This window comes from Streptosporangium minutum (assembly GCF_002149035.1).
Classification (GTDB): Bacteria; Actinomycetota; Actinomycetes; order Streptosporangiales; family Streptosporangiaceae; genus Streptosporangium; species Streptosporangium minutum.
Genome location: NZ_NGFP01000536.1, coordinates 1 through 722 on the forward strand (window position 1 = coordinate 1; position 722 = coordinate 722).

1 protein-coding gene is annotated in these 722 nt (G+C 73.2%); it reads right to left on the reverse strand.

The window, feature by feature from the left end; translation table 11 throughout:
* Positions 1 to 701: phosphopantetheine-binding protein (locus tag CA984_RS44240; RefSeq protein WP_341351774.1), on the reverse strand; the 701-nt coding region annotated here is incomplete at its 3' end.
* Positions 702 to 722: the final 21 nt, after the last annotated feature.

Consider the following 722-nt stretch of genomic DNA (forward strand, 5'->3'; position numbering starts at 1 on the left):
CCCGACAACCCCGGCCCCGCCACCCGCAACCGCAACACGTCATGACGGTCCAGCACGGCCTGCWCCGCGACCGTCAGATGATCCAGGCCGAGGTCCGGGGGGACCTGGAGGACGACTGTCTGGTTGAACCCGCCGATCGGCCCGCCCCGTTCCGCCAGCCAGGCCATGATGGGGGTGGTCGGCAGCGGGCCGATCCCCGCGTCCTCCGGCTCGTGTTCCGCCGCCTCCTCCTCGGCGGCGACGGCGGCCAGCTCCCGCACGCTCTGATACCGAAAGACGTCCCGGGGGCCGAACACCACCCCGGCCTGCCGGGCCCGGGCCACCAGCTGGATCGCGATGATGCTGTCACCGCCCAGGTCGAAGAACCCGTCTTCGACGCCGACCCGCTCCACTCCCAGCACCTCGGCGAACAGCCCGCACAGCAGCGCCTCGCGCGGCGTGGACGGCTCCCTGCCGGAGGAGGTGATCTCCGGCACCGGCAGGGCCCGCCGGTCCAGCTTGCCGTTGGCCGTCAGCGGCAACGCCTCCAGCACCACCACCGCCGCCGGAACCATGTAATCCGGCAGCGTCTCCCTGGCCCATGCGCGGAGTGCGTCGGGGGTGGCCGTGCCGACCRCGTAGGCGACCAGGCGCCGGTCCCCCGGACGGTCCTCCCGCACCACCACCGCGACCTCCGCCACCAGCGGATGCCGCACCAACACCCCCTCCACCTCACCCAACTC